Annotated in this window: 21 protein-coding genes and 1 tRNA gene; 6 read left to right on the forward strand and 16 right to left on the reverse strand. The window is 36.2% G+C overall.

Annotation, left to right across the window (positions count from 1 at the left end):
• Positions 1 to 4: 4 nt before the first annotated feature.
• The gene (locus ACULEU_RS12230) at positions 5 to 826 is read right to left on the reverse strand and encodes a MotA/TolQ/ExbB proton channel family protein (RefSeq protein WP_445452851.1); all 822 of its coding nucleotides are present in this window, start codon (positions 824 to 826) and stop codon (positions 5 to 7) included.
• 739 nt (positions 827 to 1,565) lie between these two features.
• On the opposite strand from ACULEU_RS12230, the gene ACULEU_RS12235 reads away from it, so the two are divergent.
• The 3 genes from ACULEU_RS12235 to ACULEU_RS12245 all read left to right on the forward strand — a co-directional run bounded on the left by ACULEU_RS12235 (position 1,566) and on the right by ACULEU_RS12245 (position 5,973).
• Positions 1,566 to 3,089 (forward strand): helicase HerA-like domain-containing protein, encoded by a 1,524-nt coding sequence (locus ACULEU_RS12235; RefSeq protein ID WP_445452852.1) that lies wholly within the window; start codon positions 1,566 to 1,568, stop codon positions 3,087 to 3,089.
• A gap of 139 nt (positions 3,090 to 3,228) precedes the next feature.
• A complete protein-coding gene (locus ACULEU_RS12240) occupies positions 3,229 to 5,604 on the forward strand; it encodes a DUF7619 domain-containing protein (protein ID WP_445452853.1) in 2,376 nt (791 codons plus the stop codon).
• A gap of 3 nt (positions 5,605 to 5,607) precedes the next feature.
• On the forward strand, positions 5,608 to 5,973 hold the full coding sequence (locus ACULEU_RS12245) for a cupin domain-containing protein (protein ID WP_445452854.1): 366 nt from the start codon (positions 5,608 to 5,610) through the stop codon (positions 5,971 to 5,973).
• 60 nt (positions 5,974 to 6,033) lie between these two features.
• Here the strand turns inward: ACULEU_RS12245 and ACULEU_RS12250 are convergent, their stop codons facing one another.
• Together ACULEU_RS12250 and ACULEU_RS12255 are read right to left on the reverse strand one after the other, a co-directional pair.
• Complete coding sequence (locus ACULEU_RS12250; protein ID WP_445452855.1) at positions 6,034 to 7,374, reverse strand: FAD-dependent oxidoreductase; 1,341 nt, start codon at positions 7,372 to 7,374, stop codon at positions 6,034 to 6,036.
• A 63-nt stretch (positions 7,375 to 7,437) separates the two neighbouring features.
• Entirely contained in the window at positions 7,438 to 9,825 is a 2,388-nt protein-coding gene (locus ACULEU_RS12255) for a penicillin acylase family protein (protein ID WP_445452856.1), read from the reverse strand.
• 93 nt (positions 9,826 to 9,918) lie between these two features.
• On the opposite strand from ACULEU_RS12255, the gene ACULEU_RS12260 reads away from it, so the two are divergent.
• Complete coding sequence (locus ACULEU_RS12260) at positions 9,919 to 10,383, forward strand: DUF1572 domain-containing protein (RefSeq protein WP_445452857.1); 465 nt, start codon at positions 9,919 to 9,921, stop codon at positions 10,381 to 10,383.
• Positions 10,384 to 10,386: 3 nt separating this feature from the next.
• Here ACULEU_RS12260 and ACULEU_RS12265 read toward each other — a convergent pair whose 3' ends face one another.
• Positions 10,387 to 10,596 carry a helix-turn-helix domain-containing protein gene (locus ACULEU_RS12265; RefSeq protein WP_445452858.1) on the reverse strand — a complete coding sequence of 70 codons (210 nt, stop codon included), beginning with the start codon at positions 10,594 to 10,596 and terminating at the stop codon, positions 10,387 to 10,389.
• Between the two features lie 2 nt (positions 10,597 to 10,598).
• Positions 10,599 to 11,147, reverse strand: coding sequence for a DUF2975 domain-containing protein (locus ACULEU_RS12270; protein WP_445452859.1), 549 nt, complete (start codon positions 11,145 to 11,147; stop codon positions 10,599 to 10,601).
• A gap of 145 nt (positions 11,148 to 11,292) precedes the next feature.
• Here ACULEU_RS12270 and ACULEU_RS12275 point away from each other — a divergent pair, with 145 nt between their 5' ends.
• Positions 11,293 to 11,715, forward strand: a complete 423-nt coding sequence (locus ACULEU_RS12275; RefSeq protein ID WP_445452860.1) for a DUF1801 domain-containing protein — start codon at positions 11,293 to 11,295, stop codon at positions 11,713 to 11,715.
• Positions 11,716 to 11,769: 54 nt separating this feature from the next.
• Here the strand turns inward: ACULEU_RS12275 and ACULEU_RS12280 are convergent, their stop codons facing one another.
• The 5 genes from ACULEU_RS12280 to queA form a co-directional block, all read right to left on the reverse strand.
• Positions 11,770 to 12,180 carry a glycine zipper family protein gene (locus ACULEU_RS12280; RefSeq protein WP_445452861.1) on the reverse strand — a complete coding sequence of 137 codons (411 nt, stop codon included), beginning with the start codon at positions 12,178 to 12,180 and terminating at the stop codon, positions 11,770 to 11,772.
• 92 nt (positions 12,181 to 12,272) lie between these two features.
• Positions 12,273 to 13,358 (reverse strand): agmatinase family protein, encoded by a 1,086-nt coding sequence (locus tag ACULEU_RS12285; protein WP_445452862.1) that lies wholly within the window; start codon positions 13,356 to 13,358, stop codon positions 12,273 to 12,275.
• A gap of 104 nt (positions 13,359 to 13,462) precedes the next feature.
• Positions 13,463 to 15,523, reverse strand: coding sequence for a T9SS type A sorting domain-containing protein (locus ACULEU_RS12290; protein WP_445452863.1), 2,061 nt, complete (start codon positions 15,521 to 15,523; stop codon positions 13,463 to 13,465).
• A 60-nt stretch (positions 15,524 to 15,583) separates the two neighbouring features.
• Positions 15,584 to 16,867, reverse strand: coding sequence for a kynureninase (kynU, locus tag ACULEU_RS12295; RefSeq protein WP_445452864.1), 1,284 nt, complete (start codon positions 16,865 to 16,867; stop codon positions 15,584 to 15,586).
• A 284-nt stretch (positions 16,868 to 17,151) separates the two neighbouring features.
• On the reverse strand, positions 17,152 to 18,201 hold the full coding sequence (gene queA, locus ACULEU_RS12300; RefSeq protein WP_445452865.1) for a tRNA preQ1(34) S-adenosylmethionine ribosyltransferase-isomerase QueA: 1,050 nt from the start codon (positions 18,199 to 18,201) through the stop codon (positions 17,152 to 17,154).
• A 140-nt stretch (positions 18,202 to 18,341) separates the two neighbouring features.
• Between queA and ACULEU_RS12305 the strand changes: the two genes are divergently transcribed.
• Positions 18,342 to 18,415 (forward strand) — tRNA-Pro (locus ACULEU_RS12305).
• 4 nt (positions 18,416 to 18,419) lie between these two features.
• On the opposite strand, the gene aroA is transcribed toward ACULEU_RS12305, so the two are convergent.
• From aroA to ACULEU_RS12335, 6 genes are read right to left on the reverse strand one after another with little or no spacing between them, the layout of a single operon-like run.
• Complete coding sequence (gene aroA / locus ACULEU_RS12310; protein ID WP_445452866.1) at positions 18,420 to 19,694, reverse strand: 3-phosphoshikimate 1-carboxyvinyltransferase; 1,275 nt, start codon at positions 19,692 to 19,694, stop codon at positions 18,420 to 18,422.
• The gene (locus tag ACULEU_RS12315; RefSeq protein WP_445452867.1) at positions 19,691 to 20,053 is read right to left on the reverse strand and encodes a four helix bundle protein; all 363 of its coding nucleotides are present in this window, start codon (positions 20,051 to 20,053) and stop codon (positions 19,691 to 19,693) included. Before ACULEU_RS12315 ends, aroA begins: the two co-directional genes overlap by 4 nt.
• Positions 20,054 to 20,092: 39 nt before the next feature.
• Positions 20,093 to 20,419 carry a nucleotide pyrophosphohydrolase gene (locus tag ACULEU_RS12320; protein ID WP_129435168.1) on the reverse strand — a complete coding sequence of 109 codons (327 nt, stop codon included), beginning with the start codon at positions 20,417 to 20,419 and terminating at the stop codon, positions 20,093 to 20,095.
• The gene (locus ACULEU_RS12325) at positions 20,416 to 20,622 is read right to left on the reverse strand and encodes a hypothetical protein (protein WP_445452868.1); all 207 of its coding nucleotides are present in this window, start codon (positions 20,620 to 20,622) and stop codon (positions 20,416 to 20,418) included. The genes ACULEU_RS12320 and ACULEU_RS12325 overlap by 4 nt, the downstream gene beginning before the upstream one ends.
• Before the next feature lie 2 nt (positions 20,623 to 20,624).
• On the reverse strand, positions 20,625 to 22,613 hold the full coding sequence (locus ACULEU_RS12330) for a transglutaminase domain-containing protein (RefSeq protein ID WP_445452869.1): 1,989 nt from the start codon (positions 22,611 to 22,613) through the stop codon (positions 20,625 to 20,627).
• Positions 22,614 to 24,608 (reverse strand): DUF3857 domain-containing protein, encoded by a 1,995-nt coding sequence (locus ACULEU_RS12335; protein WP_445452870.1) that lies wholly within the window; start codon positions 24,606 to 24,608, stop codon positions 22,614 to 22,616.
• Position 24,609: the final 1 nt, after the last annotated feature.

The raw sequence follows: 24,609 nt of genomic DNA on the forward strand, positions 1-24,609 counted from the left end.
AAAATTATTGTTTTAAGCTACCTCTAAAGTGTCTGTATGTATTCACAATAGTAGTACCCGCTTCATCGATGGCGTAAGTAAGACTGTCGATTTTTGAAGTAAAGAAGTTGTAGGCAATAATTGCTAAAGCAGAAGTTGCGATACCTGTTGCCGTGTTAATCAAGGCCTCAGAGATACCGTTAGCAAGTTCAGCAGAATCTGCTCCACCACCACCTGCTAATCCAGCAAATGCTTTAATCATACCCGTTACCGTTCCTAATAATCCAGCAAGAGTTCCTAGAGAAACCAATGTAGACAAAATAGTCATGTGTTGCTCTAACATTGGCATTTCTAATGAAGTTGCTTCTTCAATTTCTTTGTGGATAGTTTCAGCAGCTTCTTCACTGTTGAATCCTTCTTTTTTAACATCTTGGTATTTAACAAGCGCTGAACGAATCGCGTTAGCTACAGAACCTTGTTGTTTATCGCAAGCTGCAATTGCATCGTCAATATTTCCGGCTTTGATGCTGTTTTGAACATTTTTCATAAAGGCATCTAAATTTCCTTTTCCGGTAGCTTTAGTGATTACAAAATATCTTTCAAAAGAGAACACAACTACCATTAACAATAATCCCATCAAGACAGGAACAATAAATCCTCCTTTGTAAACCATTGCCATATAGTTATCTTTTAGTGGAGCACCTGTGTTTACGCCACCTTCAAAATTTGATCCTGCACCCATAATAAATTTCCACACAAGAAACCCTACGAAAATACATGCTACAATTACAATTCCAGAGAACATTGCTCCTAAGTTTGAACTGCCTTCTTTTTTAACGTTTGCCATTTTTTTAAATTTTAATAGTTTTAAATAATTTATAAGTTATAGTTGTTAATAAACTTGATTAGGAGCAAATTTAATTTTTTACTCGTAATAAAAAAACTTTTTTTACTTTTAATACTCCCTCGCATTAAATCTCATTCTACGTTCTAATGTAGCAACCCAAAACAATCGACGGAATTAAAATAAAATATCTTCAGTTTTGATATTTTAATACATTAATTATAAGTGTATAACGCAAAAAAAGATGAAAATGTATTTACAACTAAACTTTTTTTAGAAAGCGAAATTTAAGAATTTTATTCCCCTAACAATAAACAATTAACATTTAGTAAAGGTTGTCATAATAAAAATATAATATTTCTAAATGCCGTTTTAACCTACATCTAACCTCAAAATAGCGCTTTTTAAGATGTTAATTTGAGTATTATTTCGCTTGATAAATTGACTGTTACATTTATTATCCTTTGTATGGAATGATAAAATTAAAGTTGCTACAAAATAAATTCTTTGAAAAAATTGTCACTTAGTTCTAGCAAAATGAAATAAAAAAATTAAAACCCTTCATAGACATGCAAATACGAAAAACAGCTCAGAATAAGGAAAAAGCCAAGTTTGCGCGCTCAATTTTTGTAAGTCTCCACAGTAAAATAAGCGGAAACTTTCTGTTACTTCCAATTAATACCCAATCACATCTTTGAAAAAAAAATAGTACTTTGCGGGTATCTAATTTTTTTTAAATAGTATGTCTACAACATCAGAATTCAGTAACTATATCAACGAAGGCTACACTTCCAAAGGCGAAAGCATCATCCTTGGTGGTGCTATATTAAACGGAGAAGCGGTTCCAAACACCTTGGTAAAAGTCCCACTAAAAACACTCAACCGTCACGGACTAATTGCCGGGGCAACTGGAACCGGAAAAACAAAAACGATTCAAGTATTATCCGAACAATTATCGTCCTTTGGCATTCCCGTTTTGATGATGGATATTAAAGGAGATTTCTCCGGAATCGCTCAAGAAGGCGAGGAAAAAGCATTCATTACCGAACGTCATGCTAAAATCAACATTCCTTATACGACAGCCGCATTTCCTGTCGAATTGATGTCGCTTTCTCAACAAAATGGTGTACGTCTTAGAGCAACCGTTTCCGAATTTGGCCCGGTATTATTTTCTCGAATTTTAGATTTAAACGACACTCAGACCGGCGTAGTCTCAGTAATCTTCAAATATTGCGACGACCTGAAAATGCCTCTTTTGGATTTAAAAGACATCAAAAAAGTATTGAATTACATCACGGAGGAAGGCAAAGAAGAGATTGAAGAACATTACGGAAAGATTTCTACGTCAACTACCGGAATCATTTTACGCAAGATTATCGAATTAGAACAACAAGGCGGCGATATTTTCTTCGGAGAAAAGTCCTTTGAAATTGATGATTTGATGCGTATCGATGAAAACGGAAAAGGTTACGTAAACATCATCCGCTTGACGGATATTCAGGATAAACCTAAATTATTCTCCACTTTTATGCTGAGTTTATTGGCAGAAATCTATCAGCAAATGCCTGAAAAAGGTGATGCCGATCAACCAGAATTAGTCATTTTTATTGATGAAGCGCACCTTATTTTCAACGAAGCAAGTAAAACGTTATTAGACCAAATAGAAACCATCATTAAGCTTATTCGTTCCAAAGGTATCGGTGTTTATTTTGTAACCCAAAACCCTATGGATGTTCCTGCAAGCGTTTTGGCACAGTTAGGATTAAAAATACAACACGCTTTGAGAGCTTTTACTGCCAATGATCGTCAAGCTATCAGACAAACTGCGGATAATTATCCGACTTCCAAATATTATAAAACCGAAGATGAACTGACTAGTCTTGGTATTGGAGAAGCCTTCGTAACCGCTCTAAACGAAAAGGGAGTTCCAACGCCATTAGCCGCAACCATGATGCGTGCCCCAATGAGCCGAATGGATGTTTTAACCGATGGAGAAATTGCCGAAATCAACAGTAAATCAAAATTGGTTAAAAAATATTCAGAAGAAATCGACCGCGAAAGCGCTTATGAACTATTGACTAAAAAGATTGCAGAAGCCAATCAACAAGCAGAAGCACAGGCTGAAGAAGAAACCAAAGCTGAAGAGCAAAAAAGCAGTGAGCCTAGTACGGCATCTGTTATAGGAAAATCGGTGGTGAAAGTGGTAACGAGTGCTACTTTTATCCGCGGAGTTTTTGGTGTTTTGAGTAAGCTATTCCGAAAATAAATTAAAACTTTTGATGGAATCATCCGGTGGATTTTTGCTTTTTGATTTTGGCGGTTTATTTTATTTTTAAAAAGTAAAAACTTACATGTTTTTTTATAAATTTGATTACTTTCTGAAAACCAATTTGATACCAATCCTCATGAAAAAAATCTACTTGTTATCGACCCTCATTTTCATATCTATTGCAGCTTCTGCACAGATTGTAAACATTCCGGATGCGAATTTTAAAACGGCATTGGTAAACATGTCTTATGTTAACACCAACGGTGATGGAGAAATACAAGTTAGCGAAGCTTTAGACGTTACCCATCTGCACCTTACTTCTTTTGGAATCAATAATGACCCACCAAATATAAGTAACCTGACAAGTAATTTAACCGGATTGGAAGCCTTTACCAATCTTACTTCCTTGATTATAGAGGGCTTATCGATTACTAATTTCAACTTTCCGACATTAACAAATCTAATGTTTTTGGAGTTTCGTAGCAATACTCAGCTTGCAAATTTAAATCTGATACCTTTAACCAATGTTATATATCTTACATGTGGTCAGTCAGTCCTCACCTCATTGGATTTAAGCACTCTGACGAATCTTGAACGTTTAGTTTTGGATTTCAATTCTCTTTCTGATTTAGACTTTTCAAACAACCAAAATTTACAAATGCTTTCTTGTGGCAATAACCAATTATCCGAACTCAACCTTTCCAATCTAACGCAACTGTATTATTTATATTGTAATGACAATAATTTGACCACGCTTGATTTAACTAATAACACTTTACTTGATCGACTGTATTGCAGCAACAATCAATTAACCGATTTGATTATACCAGATGCTCCCTATTTGTACCGAATTGAGTGTCACAATAATCAATTTACCACTTTGGATTTTAGTCATACTGGAATTTTAAAATATCCGCATGGAGGCTCTGACAATATTTATTTATTTGATCTTCCGAACCTGGTTTTCTTAAATTTAAAAACGGGTTATCCATTCAATGCCGATAGTGGTTCAATCATTGCCTACGATCCAATACAATATGTATGCGCCGATGATTTCAATATCAGTTTTTTGGCTTCCCAATTTAATACTGCACTCGCGAGCGGCACCAATGTAGGCAGCTATTGTGATTTCGTGCCCGGTGGAAATTACAATACTATTAGTGGCTTATTTAATTTTGATGCTGATGAAAATGGTTGCAATTTTACAGAAGTCAGAACAACTACTAATCCTGATTTTCCGTTTGAAAATGTTTTTATTTCGATGACAGGAAGTTCCCAAAATGGTACGTTTTCGTCTGCGGACGGACACTATTCTCTTTTTGCTCCACAAGGAAATTTCACTATCACACCAAGGCCAATTCCATATTTTACCATTTCACCAGCAAGTGCTACAGTAAATTTTTCTGACAACAATAATAATACAAATATTCAAAACTTTTGTATTTCAGCCAATGGTGTCCATAATGACGTTGATATTGTGATTTTTCCTCTTGGAAATGCAAGACCGGGGTTTGATTCGAGTTACTCTTTAGTATATAAAAACAAAGGTAATCGGACCATGAACGGCACTATCAATCTGAGTTTCGACGATGCTATTTTAGATTTTCTATCAGCAAATCCGGCATTAAATAGTCAGTCCACAAACACTTTGACCTGGGGCTATTCTAATTTACGCCCGTTTGAAACAAGAACAATCAATCTGACTATGAATCTAAACGGGCCGATGGAAATTCCAGCGGTAAATATTGATGATGTTTTGCACTTCGCAGCAACTATTAATCCAATTCCAGCAGATGAAACACCGGAAGATAACGTGTTTACTATAAACCAAATTGTTCGAGGTGCTTACGACCCTAATGACAAAACCTGTTTAGAAGGCAATACCATTACTCCGGAAAAAGTTGGAGACTATCTGCACTATTTGATTCGTTTTCAAAACTCAGGCACTTATTACGCGGAGAATGTTGTTGTGAAAGATATAATAGACATTTCAAAATTTGATATCAATTCGCTAGAATTAATAGCAAGTTCTCATCCAAATACCACTAGAATCAACGGAAATAAAGTGGAATTCATTTTTGAAAATATCAATCTTCCGGCAGAAATTGATAACGAACCAGCAAGCCATGGTTTTGTGGCATTTAAGATCAAAACGAAAAGTAATCTGGTTTTGGGCAATTCGGTTCAAAATACTGCCGATATTTATTTTGATTTCAATTATCCAATTGTAACCAATACCACATCCACTATAGTTGCGCTTTTAAATGTAAATGATTTTGAAATAAATACTGTTTCAATGGCTCCAATACCTGTTATAGATGCACTTCAGATCAATGCTCTAGAAAGTATCATTTCGGTTCAGTTATTTGACGTTCAGGGCAGGCTTTTACAAGCAAAAACTTGTGATACTATGACAACAACTATAGATTTTACAGGAAAATCAAAAGGTGTTTATCTAGTAAAAGTATATACTTCAAAAGGAATGAAAGTGCAGAAAATAATTAAAAACTAAACATTGAAAAAATACCTCATCCAAAAGGCGCCATTTGTGGTTCCGACAACCGATGGAAAGCTAATCGAAGAACATCACGGCATTCTAACAACCGGAAACCACGACATCTCTATTGCCCATATGATTGCACCACCAAAATGGAGCGAACCGTTTCAGACTCCGGAGTTTGAGGAATACACCTATATTATTTCGGGGAAAAAGCAATTTATTATTGACGGAGAAACCGTGATTCTGGAAGCGGGTCAATCGATTAAAATTGAAAAAAATACGCGAGTTCAATATTCGAATCCGTTTGAGGAACCTTGTGAATATATTGCGATTTGCAAACCTGCTTTTGATTTTAACAAAGTGCACCGAGAAGCAGAATAACCCTAGCCCCGATTGCAGCTGGCTACCATGTAGCGCGGAAAGCGGGAAACAGCTCCTAAACTATTTCAATAAATCGATGATTTTGTTTTCAACCTCTTCACTATTCCATTTTTCTTCGATATCGGGAATTTGCATGACTTCTTCCATAATTTTATTTTGGAAATCGCCCAGAGCTAAAGCTTCGGAATAAGGATGCAAACTAAAGGTTACTCGGCTGTAAAGCGGCAACCATTTATCAGGATGTTTGTCTGAGAACCATTTTTCTATTTTCTTTTGCAGCAAGAATTTTTCATCGGCCGTTTTAGTGCTCATTTCAATAAAGTTGCGTAGCGATAACTCGGCTATAGCATCAGCATTGGGTTTGCGTGATATTTGGTATTCTTTAAAAATAGTTTTCCAATCATCTCCATATTTTTCCATCATTTGATTTAAAATGGTAATGTCTTCAAAACCGGCGTTCATTCCGTGTCCGTAAAACGGCACAATAGCATGAGCTGAATCGCCAATAAGCGCCACTTTATCTTCGAATGTCCACGGAAAACACTTCATGATGGCCAAATAACTCGTTGGATTTTTAAAGAAATCTTTCACCAAATCGGGAATTACCGCAGCGGTATCCGGGAAATATTCTGCAAAAAAGCCTACCAAAGTAGCTTCATCTTTTAACTGTTCAAAGGAATTCTCGCCTTCAAACGGCATGAATAAAGTGCAGGTAAACGTTCCGTCTAAATTGGCCAAAGCCATCAGCATAAAATTGCCACGAGGCCAAATATGCAAAGAGTTTTTGTCGATTTTATGAGTTCCGTCAGGATTGGCCGGAATGTGTAATTCTTTGTATCCTATTTTCATGAACTCTTGCGAGTAATCAAACATGCTTTGACGTTGCATTCGGTGTCGGATTCTTGAAAAAGCGCCATCGGCACCAAAAACCTTATCATAGTGTAACTCAGTCCATGCTCCTTGTTCGGTTTCGCCTATATGAAGTGTCGCAGTAGCCAAAGTAACATCCCAAATTTTATGGTCAAAAAAGAATGCTACACCTTCGTCTTCAGCCAAATCAATCATTCTTCGGTTTAAAACGCCTCTTGATAGAGAGAAAATGGCTTCGCCGTCTTTACCGTAATACTGATAATTGAGTTTACCATCTTTCAAATGTATGGCTCGCTTGTCTACCGGAATTCCGATTTTGCGGATTTCATCATCAAGACCCACATCTTCCATGGCTTTCCAGCCTCGGTTAGACATGACTAAATTGATGGAACGACCGGAGAATTCTACCGTTCTGATATCGGGACTACGATCATAAACATGAACGGTATGACCTTGTTTTTTGAGATAAATTGCCAATAATGTTCCGACTAAGCCCGAACCAACAACGGCAATTTTTTGAGGAGTCTGCATTTATTTTTACTAAACGGTTTTGCAAATTTAATTATTAGCCTCGGAATACGAGCATGATTTTCATCATTCTTTTACTTTAAAGACCAACTTGGTTGAAGTGGCTTCGATTTCCTTTTTGTTAAGCTTCATTTTTCGAAACTTTCCGTTGACAAACATTTCGGATTGGTCTTCATAATGTTTACTCATAGGATTTCCTGATTGTCCCGTCGGCAAAATACTCCAGCTATTTTCAACGTCTGAAAAATCGATAATCCGTCTTGTTGATGGTCCGCCTTTTACCGAAATTTCGGCATCATCGGTATAAATAAACAATTGATTGTCGATTACTTCGTTAGTTCCTGCAATAGGAAAAGTACCCACATTGAAAAACTTGCGAAACATTTTTACTTTCCCGATTGGATGCTGGAACTCCACTTTGTGTACTTTTTTCCATTGCCAATCATTGACATTGGAACCCAATTGCTTTTCTAAAGAGCTCACAGCGGTCTTAAAAGATTGCGTTACAATTTCGGATTGTGATTCCTTTTTGTTTTTAGTACGAATATCATCCCGCCATGGCGACGCTGCGTTTCGGGTTTGGGATTCTATCATTTGCTTCACGATATGCGTATTGAGCAATAGCTTAAAGTTTTCTTCACCTAATTCATCTTCAAAAGTGGCTTTCAAATAAAAGTACAACCATTTGTTGTAAATTGTTGGTGCGATGTCTTCCAAGCCATGCGTTGCTTTCCAGTTTTGTAAAACTGCTATTGCTTTCTTTTCATTTTCCGAAAGTTTGCTCATATTGACCGCTTTTGTCATATGGGCTACAATTGTTGGTGCCGTTGCAGAAGTATTATCGACTATCATTTTGGAAACCTCTTCTTTGGTCCAATTATTTTTGGGGGATAATAGTCCATCAATGCGTTGCGCTCTGTCTTTGGGCAGATAATACCCCGGATACAAATAGCCATCAATAGCTTTGGGTTGATTGTTGGCGCTGTAAACATAATTCCACAACGGATTAACAGCTGCCGGATTTTTGGCAAAAGGAAGCCATTCTTTTTGGTCATCGATGCCGTTAGCACCATTCAAAATAAAATTAGTATTAACCGATTTGTCGACTTTGTATAATTTACCCGAAGTTATCCACGCGATATTTCCCTTCGAGTCTCCATACATTATATTCAAACCTGGTGCATGAATGAGCTCGATATTTTTATGAAAAGACTCCAAATTCGTCGCATGAGATAATTCATAAACGGCGTCTAAAATTTGATTTTTTTGTTGGGTATATATCCATGACATGGCCACAGGCTTCTTCGACTTTAATCCGTCTAACAAACCATTGATTATTGGTCCGTGTTGCGAGGTTTTTACATTGAGTTTAACATCGCTACTGTCTTTAACCTTAATGGTTTTCTGATGATACGTGTAGTTCTTATAACCATTGGCTACTTTATATTGTTTGTCGTTATTGAGATTAGCCTCTTCGTAAAAAAAATCAACATCATCATTTTCAAACATGGTCAATCCATAGGCATAGTCATGATTATGTCCGAGAAGCGGAAAAGGCGTTCCGGCAATGTAATAACCGTACATTTCATAATCGGGACAAACAATATGCGCTTCATACCAAGTTCCTGGTTGAGAGTACATAATGTGCGGGTCATTGGCCAAAATTACTTTTCCGTTTTTGGTTTTGGCTTCACCAATCACCCAACTGTTACTTCCTATAAAAGCCGGAACCGGAGATTGTTCTAGTAAACTGGCGACAGCTTTAGAAATTTCGCTGTATTCTTTATACTTTCCTTGAAAAGACTCTAATTGTTGAGTTCCCAATTCGCCATTAATTCCGAAATCGTTGAGATACTTCATTCCAAAACGATCGCGAATATCGGTTAGCAATGGATCAGTTTTTTGTGCCATAGCAAAACTGAACGACATGAATCCAAAGATATTGTAGACATCTTTCAGCGTAAATTTTTCTTGCTGAATCCCTAATAATCGAATCTCAACTGGTGTGGTTCCTTTTTCAATATACTGATTGATTCCTTCCAGATAGGCATTTGCTAAAATATAGGTTTGCGAATTTTTATCGAGATGAGCCACTGCTTTTTGAGAGTTTTCATCGATGCCAATTCCTGCGAAGAACATATCCGTTTTTAAAGCTGGTGTTCCGAAGATTTCAGCTAGCCTTCCGGGAGCGATGCGTCGCATGAGTTCCATTTGCCAAAGTCGATCCTGCGCATGCACATAACCCAATGTGGTGAGAGCATCTTTTTGAGATTCTGCGTAAATATGAGGGACACCATATTCATCAAAGTAGACCGTTGTCGATTTAGAGATAACGGCCAAACGTACTTCCCCTTCGTATTTTGGTTTTGTTGTTTGAAGATAGCCGAATAATGCTATTGCGATTACAAGTCCTACAATCAATAAAGTTATTAGGGATTTCTTAAGCAGTTTCATGGTGACGATGTTTGGTAAACAAATATAATCAAATAGTCTATTTTGTGAATAATGTTTATTTTAGCATCACTAACGTCTGAAACTGATAAAAAAATGAAAAGCACTCACGAAATCGCAAGTCGTTTTAGGGAAATAATTTTAAACGGAACTTGGGTAGCCAATACTAATTACAAAGACCAACTAATTGATTTGGATTGGGAAATCGCTACCAGAAAAGTGGGTTCTTTAAATACGATTGCCATACTTGCCCAACACATTCATTATTATATTAACGGAATCAATACTGTTTTCAAAGGCGGTACTTTGGACATTAAAGACAAGTTTAGTTTTGATTTCCCAACCCTGCACTCACAACAGGACTGGGAAGGTTTTTTATCCCGATTTTGGAATGACTCCGAGGAGTTTGCTTTTTTAATTGAACAAATGCCTGACGAGCAATTAGATTCGGTTTTTGTAGAGGCAAAATACGGAACTTACCGTAGAAATATCGATGCTATGATTGAGCACAGTTACTATCATTTGGGGCAAATAGTTCTTTTGAAAAAGATGTTATCGTAGTCTTTACTTTTTATAATCAAACTCCAAAATATCTCCGGGTTGACAATCCAAGGCTTTGCAAATGGATTCGAGCGTACTGAAACGAATGGCTTTGGCCTTTCCTGTCTTTAAAATAGAAAGATTGGACAAGGTCAAATCTACTCTTTCTGAAAGTTCATTTAACGACATCTTCCTTTTGGCCATCATTACATCTAGGTTTACAATTATTGCCATGATTATACAGTTAGTTCGTTTTCAGATTGAATTTCGATACCTCTTTTGAAAATATGTCCGATAACAAACAATATTACCGTCATAAAAAACCAAACATCAGCACCTCCAACGTTCATTTGCTCTAAAGTAGGCATTGTAACTCCTTTTGCAACTAACCAAATAGAATAATTGGCCGTCCATGAAGAAAAGATTCCAATCGCCAAAGCAGCAAAGGATAATTTGAAAATAAAATCACCTACATCCTTATTAAAAGGTTGCTCCATATTGAGTTTTTGTTCGTGCAGGATTTTTACAATCCAGTAAAACATTAAAGATTTCATTACGGCTACGATAATCATCAAACATGCAATTACCATAAAATAGCCCTTATCAAAATCATAGAGACTGGTTAGTTTTGCTCCATTCCAAAAATAAGTTTCTCCAAAAGGGTTCTGCGTAAGCATAAAAATGGTGTTAAAGATAAAACCACCTGCATCAACACAAACTCCAATAAAAATAATCCATGAAAGCACTAATAAAACTTTCATAATGTGTTTAGAACTGATTTCCATAATAATTAATTTAAAAGGTTATGATGCAAACATAATAAATATTTATTGATAAACAATAAATTTTTATTAAAAAATACATAAACCCAATTTGAAATCTTTGAGGCTAAATAATTTTCTATCTTAGCTATAGTAAATAATGGATGCCATGGCTAAAAACAAGACTACAACAACAGATGCTAGTGTATTTGATTTTTTACAAAATGTTACCAATGAAGTTAAACGGAATGATAGTTTTCAACTGGTTAACATTTTTAAATCGATAACAGGTTGTGAACCAAAAATGTATGGACCAACCATTATTGGATTTGGCAACTATCATTATAAGTATGAAAGTGGTTATGAAGGCAATGCTCCTATAGCTGCTTTTTCGCCTCGTAAAGAGGCAATCGTCTTTTATTTTTCAACAGAATTTGAGCATAGAGAACAGCTATTGGAGAAATTAGGAAAACATAAATCGGGTAAATCTTGTGTTTACATAAAAAAACTAGACGATATCAACCTCTCTATCTTGGAAGAGTTGACCAAAGCTTCTATAGCGGATATCACATCGAAATATCCAAATAGATAATATAAGAAAACCCAGCCTAAGCTGGGTTTTCCGTTCACAAATATGATAGAAAAATTATTTTTTCTTGTCGTCAATAATGGCTCCTGTACCCGCTCCTAGTCCGGCTCCGGCTAAACCGCCAATAATAGCTCCTTCTCCTTTTTTCTTGCTAATAGCAGCACCAGTTATGGCCCCAACTCCAGCTCCGATTACGGCTCCTTTAGCGGCGCCACTCCATTTCTTTCTTTGCGGTGCGGCAGCTACTGGTGCTTGTTGGTTAACCACTATAACTTCTTTTTCTTGAATAGCTTTTTCGTTTTCCATTTTCATCGAGTCGATGATGCGTTGTTTTTCGGCAACAGCATTCATAGAATCTATAGTAGCTGTTCGAATATCTGATTCTACTACTCCTTGCTTATCGGTATTTTTACACGAGCTAAAACTTAAAACTCCTACTGTTGCTAAAATCATTACTAAACTTCTCATGAGATAAAATTTTAAGGTTATGAGACAAAGTAACAGTAAAAATTCCCAAGGCGATTTATAAGATTTAGGTAAAATATTATAGAATTACAGTTCTATTTTCGCTGGAAGTTAATTTTTTCTCCCACTTTAAGTCCGTTGTTTTTTGCCAAGACACCACACATGTGAAACAACATACGGGCACCAACATTGCCATCCCAGTCGGTTTCTCCGGGCGCTACTTCAACCAAATCAAAGCCTATGATCTCTTTCCCACTAGCCGCCAATTTATTGAATAAATAAGTAGCCTGCTCGAATGAAAACCCACCCGGAACTGGAGTTCCTGTATTAGGGCAATACCAAGGATACATTCCGTCAATATCAAAACTTAAACAAACTTTCTGTGGTAAACTTGCAATAATAGCATCACATTGTTGCGCCCAAGTTGTTCCTTCGAAGGTTTCTTTTTTTAGATCGGAATCGGTATGAACTAAAACTCTTCCTTGGGATTGTTGCACAACGGCAACTTCCTGTTCGCAGAAATCTCGAATCCCGACTTGGACTATTTTTGAAATCTGAGGAATCTGCAATGCATTGTACATAATAGAAGCATGGGAAAAGGTAAATCCTTCGTAGGCAATACGTAAATCCATGTGGGCATCAAGATGCAGTATTCCGAAATCATTGTGAATAGAAGCTAAAGATTCATAATATCCTAAAGGAGTTGAGTGATCACCTCCAACAAGCACCACTTTTTTACCTTGATTCATCCAAAACAAGACTTTCTCTTTAACCTCAGTGTGTAGAGCACGACACACTGTATTAATGGTTTCCAAATCTGCCAATAATCTCGGATGATTATTTAAATCTTCTCCATTTTCAAGTGCTTGGATTATGGGTTGTGCCAATGCTTTATAAGTAATGGAATTTGTTTTCCAATGTTCAGGTGCCTCATCATAATATATTCCGAGTTTCCATAACTCCGGGAAATCCTGATGATTTAAATCAACTTGAAAAGAAGCATCCAAAATAGCTTCCGGTCCATCTGATGCTCCAGCACCGTAACTTACTGTTACTTCCCAAGGAACGGGAATGATAATAATTTCTGATTGATCTGCCGAGAATGGTAATCCGAAAATAGTGGCATCGGCTAAACCTGGTTGACTTGGGTCAAAAGTGTCTATAATTTGTTGTTTGGTCATACTTTTAAAATTGAGAAGTGCAAAGTTACGAAGTATTTTGAAGGCATTGGAATAAAAAAAGCCATCTCAATTGAGATGGCTTTCAGATTATCGTTGGTTACTTATTATTGCTTAACGAATTTATAAGTTACTTTAGCTGTATTAAATTGGATATTATAAATACCCGCAGCTAATGAAGAAATATCAATACTTTGGTCATTAGAAGTTACCGCTTTCTTCAAAACTGTTTGACCTAACATATTGTACACAGTTACACTTTCATTAGCATCAAAATCTCCTTTGATATTTAAAGAACTCATCGCTGGATTAGGGTAGATAATGAATTTATTTTTTACAACTTCTTCAATTCCAAGGAACGGACTAACTGTTAACTGGAAAGTTCTTTGAACGTTTGAAGCACCACTCGTTGCTGTCATTGTGATGGTATGAACTCCCGGAGCTACAATCGTTCCTGTTACAGGCGATTGTGTTAAACTAGCATTACAATTATCAGTAATCGGATTGGCTAAAGTAGCATAACTTGGTAAGGTATACGTATTAGATGGGTCAGCTGTTACTGATTGATTGGCAATAGTATTCATTTGTAAGGCTAACGCTGGCAATGTATACCCTGCTTCTACAAATTTTTCGGTCATAACAGCAATATCAGCACAAGGATAATTCATGTTTCTTGCTGCAGTTCTCACAGCTATGGCAGCATTTTGTTGATTCGTTGAACTTACCGTCAAATCCAATCCATTAAGGAATGCTTTATCTGTTTTTTCTCTACCAATAACATCCCAAATTTTCATTAAAGCGGTTGCCCAAATTTGGCCATCAGTATGAATTTGATTCACCAAACCACCACTATAAGAAGCTCCATAATCTGTAGTTCTTCCATCCCAAAAAGGATTATGCCCATCCCAACTGAATACCCAATTGTACTGAGGCGCACTTGATGACCATTGATTTAAACTTCTACTGTAGGATACTGCCCAATAATCACCACAACCTTCACTAAGTCCGTTGACTTGTGAAAGACCACCACCTGTAATCCAATCATGAAGACCGTGTCCTAATTCGTGTAACACCACATCGGCATCTTCAGCATCATCAACTCCACCTTCACCAAACTGCAATTGTCCATTCGAATAAAAGGAGTTATCTTGAGAATTAGCACCATGTGGATCAAAAAACACCACTCCAGCATTAGCAGCTTGGTAGGGAATACAAGGAATTCCTAGGGTTTGGTTGATGTAACGCATACTTTTGTCAATATGATAAAAAGTATTAACTGCTTCAAATCCGTCTTGATTTCTATTGAAATTAAAATCTGCAGTTGCCTGTGTAAATAAACCTTTAGCAGGAGCACCTAATTCTTTTATCTCTGCATAAGTACTTTTTAACTTGTACACTCCAGCTGTTAAATCAATTTCTGGTAAAACAACTGAAACCCTTGCATTATTCATTTGTGTTGTAGCAGCATCGCTACCATCAGAGTAACCGGTTGCGCCATAAAGCACTCCAGCCTGAGATAGAGGATCTGGGTTAAAAACCAATCCCGTACCCGAAACAAAGGCTAAAGGTGCCATTGGTAATTGCGGTTTGCTTTTACTCTCTTCGTTATGTTTGTGTTTGCCATAATAATAGGCAATGTCTTTTGTACTTAATACCGTTCCCGATTGGGCATCTACAATAGTTTCCCAACTTCCTGATTTTGCGTAAGCATCTGTTACTATTCTGTACACTAATCTAGTAGCGTCTAATTTGTTGTAAACAAATAATTTACATTCTTGAAAAGTAATATCACCCGTAATTTGTAATGCCTGATTTGAAATAGTTACAGCATTATCTTTGCTAATCGCTGGTGCTGTATTTACATTGGCAATACCCGCATCATAAGTAGAATCTGTATGTGAAACCTCACCATCTGTCGAGAAGTGTACTAAAATTTCAGCATCAAAAACCGGAACGCCATTTTTTAACTGTTGAAAACGAAGCGTTTCGCCAGCCTGTGTTTTTCTTACAAAACGAAGTGCAAAAGAATCATTTGGATTGATATTGAGTTTCGTTTCATTCGCTTTTATCCATAATCTGGCTTCGGCTTCTCTTTCAGAAACTTGAGCATTTGCTATGCTTATTAAGGCTATACAAGCTAAAAACGCCCATTGTAGTTTTAATTTCATTGTAGTGGTAATTGGTTAATAATGAATTACAAATCAACGAATTGTTTTGCAGAAATCAAATTATTTCAGCGATAAAATTCCTTCTTTTAACATTTGTCCAAAGTTGTACATGTCTGTATATGAACAATAAAACGGAACGGGTGCCAATCGGATAACATTGGGTTCGCGCCAATCGGTGATCACTCCGTTTTTCATCAGGTATTCAAATAAGCTTCTTCCTTGTCCGTGCAGAAAAACTGATAGCTGACACGCTCGTTCTGCTTGATTAGATGGTGTTATGATTTCAAATTCGGTACCGTCAATATCTTTATCGATTTCGTGGAGAATGAATTCTAAATAACTGGTGATTTGATTTCGTTTAGCAATTAGTTTTTCCATTCCTACTTCGGCAAACATTTCCGCTGAGGCTAAATAGGGTGCTAAAGACAATACTGGTAAATTACTTACCTGCCATCCATCGGCACCAATTATAGGATCAAAAGTAGGTTCCATTTTAAAACGACGTTCTTTGTTTTGCGCCCACCAACCGCCAAACCGCGCTATGTCTTTATTGGCATGATGCTTTTCGTGGATAAAGCAACCCGACGCATTTCCGGGACCTGAATTCATATATTTATAGGAACACCAAGCGGCAAAATCTATATTCCAGTCGTGTAAGTTTAATGCAATATTTCCGGCCGCGTGAGCTAAATCGAAACCAACGAGCGCTCCTACTTGATGTCCGGCTTCGGTGATGGTTTTCATGTCAAAAACCTGTCCGGTGTAATAATTCACACCACCGATTAATACCAAGGCTAATTCATCGCCTACTTCTTTGATTTTGGCCACAATATCTTCCAAACGAATGTTGTGTTCGCCGTCTCTTCTTTTAATTTCTACTATGGCGTCTTCCGGTTTATAGCCTCTGAAAGCAACTTGTGTTTGGAACATGTACTGATCTGATGGAAAAGCCTTTTCTTCGCAGATGATTTTGTAGCGTTTTGGATTAGGCTGATAAAACGAAACCATCAGCAGATGCAAATTTACAGTCAAGGTATTCATTACCGTTATTTCCGAAGGCTTTGCTCCCACTATTTTGCTTAACGGAGCGGCGAATCTTTCGTGATAATCCCACCAAGGTTTTTCGGCATAAAAATGACCTTCAACTGCAAGGTTTGCCCAGTCGTTCATGATATCATCTACATATTTTTTGGTTCTTTTGGGTTGTAATCCCAAGGAGTTTCCAGTGAAGTAAATTACATCTTTGCCATTGTGCTGTGGAAAAATGAATTCATCTCTGTAATGTCTTAATTCGTCTTGAGCATCAAGTTGTTGTGCAAATTCGAGTGTATTTTGAAACGTCATGTTTGATTTGTTTGTGGCGTAAAAGTAGAAAAAGAAGAAAGAAGAAAGAAGAAAGAGCCAAGAAAAAGAGTAATTCTTTAAACTGAAGAATGAGTTTAGCCCTGATAGAAGCAACAAACATGAACACTAGCCCCGATAGTAGCTGGCTACCATGTAGCGCGTATAGCGGGAGTAGATATCCTTTGATAAGCAAAGGCTGTGCTCATAAAAAAATCCCAACATTGCTGTCGGGATTTCATTTAAATATTTAGCACTTCGACTGCGCTCAGTGTGACAATCAATCGTTAGATAATCAACATCGCGTCGCCGTAAGAATAGAAACGGTATTTTTCTTTGATAGCTTCTTCGTAGGCTTTTTTCATTAAATCGTGACCGCAGAAAGCTGAAATCATCATTAATAACGTTGATTTTGGGGTATGGAAATTGGTTACCATACAATCGGCGATGCTGAAATCGTACGGTGGGAAAATGAATTTATTCGTCCAGCCATTATAGGTGTTTAGTGTTCTTGCTGAAGATACGGAGCTTTCGATGGCGCGCATAGAAGTGGTTCCGATGCAGCATACTTTTTTCTTTTTGATTTTGGCATTATTCACAATATCGCAGGCTTCCTGAGTGATGATTAACTCTTCGGAATCCATTTTGTGTTTTGACAAATCTTCTACCTCAACCGGATTGAAGGTTCCCAAACCAACATGTAGGGTTACTTCGGCAAAATCAATACCTTTGATTTCCAATCGTTTCAAAAGGTGTTTTGAGAAGTGAAGTCCAGCAGTTGGTGCTGCTACAGCGCCTTCTTCTTTGGCATAAATTGTTTGGTAACGTTCCGCATCCTCTTCGGTTACTTCACGGTTGATGTATTTTGGGATTGGTGTTTCACCTAGTTCGGTTAGTTTTCTTCTGAATTCTTCGTACGAACCATCGTAAAGAAAACGCAACGTTCTTCCTCTTGAGGTTGTATTATCGATTACCTCAGCTACTAAAGAATCGTCATCTCCAAAATATAATTTGTTTCCGATACGGATTTTACGAGCAGGATCTACCAAAACATCCCAAAGGCGTTGCTCGGCATTTAGTTCTCTCAACAAGAAAACTTCGATTCTTGCACCTGTTTTTTCTTTGTTTCCGTACATACGAGCCGGAAAAACTTTTGTATTGTTCAAAATCATCACATCACCATCATCAAAATAATCAATAATATCTTTGAATGTTTTGTGTTCTATGGTTTTGGTTTTTCTGTTGACTACCATTAACCTGGATTCGTCTCTGTTTTCTGCTGGGAATTCCGCTAATAATTCGGCTGGAAGATTGAACTGGAAATGAGATAATTTCATATAAGTGAATTAGGATTTTAGATTTGGTATTTAGGATTTTACTGCTATATCCAAATCGTGTGCAAATATACTATCGTGAGATAGGCGTTGTCAAGTGTTTTGCTGTTTATTTTTATTTTTTCTATTTTTGCAACATAATTCGGGATGTAGCGCAGCCTGGTAGCGTACTAGCATGGGGTGCTAGGGGTCGCTGGTTCGAATCCAGTCATCCCGACTTTTTATACTTCTTCTATAACAAAGCCAATATTTTTTAAATCTTCCCAAAAGGTTGGATAGGATTTTGAAACCACTTCGGCTTCTTCGATAATGAGGTCTGTTTTTAGTGCCAATGGTGCGAATGCCATGGCCATACGATGGTCTTGGTAGGTTTTGATTGCCACGTTCCTCGTCATGATAAAATTAGAACCTGATGGATCTAAAGTTAGACTGTCATTGGTTACGGATATCATCGCACCAAGTTTGGACAATTCGGTTTTCAAAGCTTCTAGCCTGTCGGTTTCCTTTATTTTTAAGGTATGTAAACCGGTTAAGTGACAACCTAGTCCTAATCCGAAACAGGTCACAGCTATGGTTTGGGCGATGTCGGGAGATGATTGAAGATTTAGGATTTCCGATTTTTGATTTTTGATTTCTTTCTTTGAGAGCATGATGGAATCACTTTTAAAAATAGTTTCTACTCCGAAGTTTTTATAGATTTCAGTTAAAACGGAATCGCCTTGAAGGCTCTCTTTTTTGTAGCTCGACAACGTGATTGTGGTTCCGACTGCTGACAGTGCTACAATGGAATAGAAATAGGAAGCCGAGGACCAGTCAGATTCAATTTTGAATTTTGAATTAGGAATTATGAATTTAGGAAATACTTTGATTTTATTATTTTCAAATGAAGTTTCTACGCCTATTTCGTTGAGTAAGCCCAAGGTCATTTTGATGTAAGGCACCGATGTAATTTCGCCTTCTATTATTAATTCTAATCCGTTTTCGAGTTTGGGTGCAATCAATAAAAGCGCAGAGATGTATTGACTGCTGACGTTGGCGGCCAAGGTAACCTCGCTTTTGGTTAATTTTTTCCCCTTGATTTTTATAGGTGGAAAACCTTCCTTTTCCTCATAACTGATCTCGGCGCCAAGTTGTTGTAAAGCATCCACCAAGATTTTAATGGGTCGTTCTTTCATCCTTGATGAGCCTGTTACAATTACCTCTCTTTTTTCCTGAATGGCAAAATACGCTGTCAGAAAGCGCATGGCGGTTCCGGCGTGGTGAATGTCAATTAAATGGACGCTGGAAGTTGGAAGCTGGAAGTCATTATTCGGAAGTTGAAACTTTTGTAATGCTTTAGTCATTACTTCGGAGTCATCGGAATTAGAGGAGTTATCCAGAATCAGGTTCGGATATAAAGCCTGAAGCAGCAATAATCGGTTGGTTTCCGATTTGCTTCCTGTTAGGTTCAATTGTGAATTGTAAATTTTGAATTGTGAATTAAGTAGTAAGTTCATAATTTTCCAATTCTTTGTTTTGTGGATATAATAATTGATGCCAGAATTTTATTGATTTCAACTACATCAGACTTTAAAGAGTTAAATTGAATTTCCTCTAAATATCCAGACTGAAAAAGTAATTCTAACCAATAGTCTGATTCATTAGCCTCTTTTTGAGCAATAGCTAATTTATGAATAAAATCTAGTTTGCTCTCTGCCTGCTCTGCTTCTCTAACCAAAGCCCCAATTGCAGTTCCACTTTGGAGTAATTGTTTGCTGAGAACAAATTCCTTTTTATTAGTTCGGAGAAACTTGTATAATTGAACAATTTTTAAAGCAAAGCCAAATGATTTAGTCTTAATAACATTTTCACTCATATCCCTTTTCATTTACAATTCACAATTCATAATTCACAATTATTTAAGCTTTTCGTTATTGTGATGACGGTCGTGGTCGCGGTTGGTTTTCAAATCCATTTTTTTATCAAAGGCAGCCTGTAAATCGATACCGGTTTGGTTGGCTAGACATAAGACTACAAAAACCACATCGGCCAATTCTTCGCCAAGGTCTTTATTTTTATCACTTTCTTTCTCGGATTGTTCTCCGTAACGACGAGCAATTATTCGGGCTACTTCGCCCACTTCTTCGGTGAGTTGTGCCATATTGGTCAGCTCATTAAAATAGCGTACACCGTGGTTTTTAATCCAATTATCTACTTCGAGTTGGGAATGTTTTAGGTTCATTTGTTCTTTTTTTTATTTGCAAAGTAACTTCTAATTCTTGGATTGATGAATACTTCAAACAATCCCATAAAAATTCCAAAAAACACGCCTGCATACAACGCTTTCAGAACATCTTTATTAGCTTCAGTATAATACATAAAGATTCCGAATACAAGAGCGTAGAGTAAAAATCCTGTTAGAAAAGTAATGATTTTTTGTTTCATCCTTATGCTTTTTTTAATACTATTTTTTCGGTTTGTTTATTGACAATTTCTTTAAAGAAGTTTTTCAAAGCTTCGTAATATTCAGCACCAATAACTGCTTGATTGATATCTTGAGTATAAAGCAACTGAATTTGGTTACCGTTACTCGAGATATTATATTTAAAATTACCCAAATTTTCGGGTAAAGCTATCGCTTTTGCTTGTGGTAGTGTTTCCATAACATATCCATCAGGAATAGTCAAACTAATATTGAATCTTTCTTGATTTGGGAACACAAAATCTATAGGATACTGTCTTGCTTCTTGTTTAAGTGGATTTTCCATCAGTGTCAGAAACATAAATGGTGCTATATACATTTTATCTCCTAAAACCTCTATCGAATTCGTTGCCGAAAATTTATAATTTTCTGTTATTGGTAAATCAAGATTGAGGTTGTTTTGAACGTCATATTCCTCTATTTCTATACCTTGATTTTTCTTTTCCAGGCTTTCCAAATAGCTCTCTTTAGACAATCCGTTGTATTTGTCCCTAAATACAAAAGCGTTATAGTCAAAATACTGTTTCCGTATTTTTCCTGAAATTACTCCTTGCTGGTTGATATTTGCCATGATATTGATAATCTCTTTCGAGTTATTTTTAGGCATTAAATCAATTTCTAGAGAAGTCCCATCTTTTCTAATTAACCTACCTTCCCAATTTAAAGCCCGTATCGGCAACATATTTACATCTGAGAGTTTATCCGTTGCGTCCATTAAAACATTCTTATCGCCTATTTTGGCAGCAACAATTACGTAGTTGAAAAGAGTGCGATTGGGGAACAAAGCGAAGCCATTTTCTCTGGTACTGACCAAAACCGGATTCGCATCTATTCCGGCCATTCGCAGCATACAGACCATCATCAAATTAATCTCGGCCACATTTCCTGTCTTTTCTGCATAGGCTATTTCCATTTTACGCCTAGGATAATAACCATATTTTCCGTTCCAATTCATGGTGTTTTTCACAAAACTGAAAATCTTTTTTACTTTTTCTTCCTCCGATGAAATACCGTTTATTAGTACTTTTATTTGGTTTGAAAAGTAATCAAACTTACTTATCGCTTCGTTAAAATCTTTGTTTTCGTATATAGATTTGGCTACCGATTCCCAAGTTGTAGCAATCTGCTTGGGTTGTTCTTCAGGCATTCTTATTACTTGCAATTCGTGATCAATTTCACCCAAATAATTATCAATATTATTCACATAGCTTTCATCCTTGATGGCAGGAATATTCTTTGCCGAGTACTTTGTCTTTATCTGATTGTAACCAAAGGAATTGGTTTGCCCGTGTTTATTGTTAAAATTTTGAGAAGCTCTTTCAAGTTTATCTTCCACGGTAATTTCGACAAATCCTTTCTTTATTCCTTTGTAGATATAGAATTCCGGGATTTCTGTAATAAACTCCATGTTATTCACTGGAATATCATATTGGAATTGAAACTCGGGTAACGTTTCAATATTTTCCGTTTTCAAAATATAGTTTAATTCTATTATCGATCCTTCTTTTACATTGGGGAATGCTAAGGATTTTACTTTCCAATATTCATTAATCTGATCTACAAATTTCCCATCATTAGTAACTTTCGTTTTTACTATTTTTTTGTTGTCGTAGTTATAAGTATATGCACTTTCAATTTGTATGGACTCGTCACTTAGTTTTTCATATCCGACATAATAGGGCATTTTAAAATTGGCCCATTTTAGTCCTTCTTTTTTGTAAATTTTTAGCTTAATCTGAAACTCCGTATAAGATACAAATCCATTATCGATAGCGTATTTAAATTTAGTTTTTGCTTTTTTAAATAAAAAAGCCGCTGCAGCATTGGTATCATTGGGACAGCGCTTTTCAAGCAATTCTTCTTTCGTAACTTTATCTAATTCTGACTTTTGTCCAAAAGCATTATAAGAGATTAAAATTAAAAAAATGATTGTCTGTTGGAGCTTTGTCTTCATTTATACTTTCTTAAGGACAATTTTTTCAGTTTGTTTGTTAATCATTTCTTTGTAAAATGCTTTTAACTCTTCGTATACTTCAGCTCCAATAATAGCTTGATTGATATCTAATGTATAAAGCAGCTGTATTTGGTTGCCATTGTTAGTTATATTATACTTAAAATTGGCCAATTCATCAGGCATTGAAACCACTTTCGGCGCCGGCAAAACCTCGACCACATATCCCTCTGGAATAGAAAGACTTATATTAAATTTATCCTGATAAGGATAACTAAAATCAATTGGATATTCACGATTTTCTTGTTTAAAAGGATTTTCTGTTTTGGCAAAAAACAAAAACGGTGACAGATACATTTTATCGCCAATAATTTCTACAGCATTTGTAGTTGTAAAGCGATAATTTTCAACTATTGGTTTTGATATGTCATTGCTGTTTTGCACTTCATATTCGCCTATTTCCAATCCTTGATGTTCCTTTTCTAGTTTTTCAATGTAACTGTCTTTGGCAATATTGTTATAAATCTGCCTGAAAATTAAAGCATTATAATCAAAATATTGATCTCTGATTTTTCCGCTTACTTCACCGTTTGCGTTGATACTGGCCATAATACTTACAATGTCTTTGGAGTTTGATTTTGGCATTAAATCAATTTCTGTCGAGCTCCCGTTTTTTCTAACGATTCGGCCAAACCAATTTAAATCTCTAGTCGGCAATATATTAGGCAATGAATATTTATGGGTTGCATCCATTAATAAGATCTGATTGTTTAATTCCAAACCCGAAATAACGTAGTTAAAAGCTGATTTACTTGGAAATAGTGCAATGCCATGTGAACGTGTACTTATTATTACTGGGTTGGCTTCAAATCCGGCGTAGCGCAACATAGCTGTTAGCATCAAATTGATTTCGGCAACATTTCCTTTTTTATCCTGATAAGCTTTTTTAACACCATCATCACAATACATTCCGTAATATTCATTCCAGTTCATTCTGGATTTAACATAATTAAAAATGGCACTTATTTTTTCATCTTGAGTTGTGGTGTTAGCGAGTAACGCATCAACATCTTTTTCGAAATAGCCAGTTTTATTCAATTCAGATCCAAAATTTTCGCTGTCATATACCCCTTTTACGACATCTTCCCAACTCATTACAAAGTTTTCATAAGGACGATTTGGAAATCTTTTACCCGATAACTCATGCAAAATTGTAGCTTTATAATTATTGATATTATTGATATAGTTTTCCTCTTTTAGAGCTGGAATATTTTGAAGTGTATATATGGTTTTTACTTCTTGATAAGAAATTGTTTCACTATCAAAAGTTGTTTTAGTAAGAAGTCCTTCTGAACGATCTTTTGTAGTGAAAGATTCCGATTTTGTATTGGTTTCGGTTTTGACTACTGGGGTTAAATACCCTTTTAATTGTTTGTTGAAAATGTAGTATTCTGGAATAACTGTGGTAAACTCTGAATAAACAACTGGAACATTAGTTTGGAATTGCCAATCAGGAATGTCAATGTAAGGAGATCTAACTTCAAATTTAAACTCTATTATTGAGCCTTCTTTAACATTAGGAAGGGTGATTTTTTTCTTCGACCAATACTTATTAACTTTTTCTATAAATTCTCCGCTGCTACTAAGTTTGGTTTTCTCAATTTTATTATTTTCTAAATTGTAGGTAAATGCCTTTGAAACGTCAATCTTTTCATTTCCACTGGCATAGAACATAAAACTTTGATTAGCCATGTCATAACCTTCTTTCTTATAGATTTTAATCTTAGCATACTTTTCTGTAACCAATTCAAATCCTCTATCGGTTGTAAGTGAGAAATAAGATTTACCAATACTAAATAATACAGCCGCAGCAGCTGAAGTATCTATTGGGCATGTTTTTTCCTTAAGTTCTTCTACCGTTACTTTACCAAGTTCGTATTTCTGAGCAAACCCGATTGTACTTATCAATAAAAATGTAGTGATGACTATTTTTTTCATG

Source organism: Flavobacterium sp. 25HG05S-40 (assembly GCF_052654735.1).